Source organism: Deinococcus alpinitundrae, from assembly GCF_009982895.1.
GTDB classification, from domain to species: Bacteria; Deinococcota; Deinococci; order Deinococcales; family Deinococcaceae; genus Deinococcus; species Deinococcus alpinitundrae.
Genome location: NZ_WXZL01000252.1, coordinates 1 through 270, shown reverse-complemented (window position 1 = coordinate 270; position 270 = coordinate 1). Strand labels below are relative to the sequence as shown.

Here is a 270-nt window from a genome sequence, read left to right as displayed (position 1 = left end):
ATGTTTCCTTTTGTTAACTTGCTAACCGCTCCAGCGATTCACCATAGGTCGGCGTTTGGCCTGCGGCCACATCTTGCCGACGCAGGGTATGAAAGGTCGTCAGTAGATCGTTCGCCTTGGCCAACTTCTCTAACTTTTCCACATACGCCTCGATCTGGGCGCCGGGCAAGGCCCACAGCGCCACATCATCGGTCAGTGCATCGAGATACGCGCGTGCCCCACAACAGCCGAGACTCAACGCGGCGCGCCCGCTGTTAGCCACTTGGGGAA

Annotated in this window: 1 protein-coding gene; it reads right to left on the bottom strand. The window is 58.1% G+C overall.

Translation table 11 applies throughout. The features are described from left to right. Window positions 1–13: 13 nt before the first annotated feature. The coding region (locus GUI70_RS23260) for a hypothetical protein (protein WP_202630601.1) at window positions 14–270 on the bottom strand (257 nt) is incomplete at its 5' end.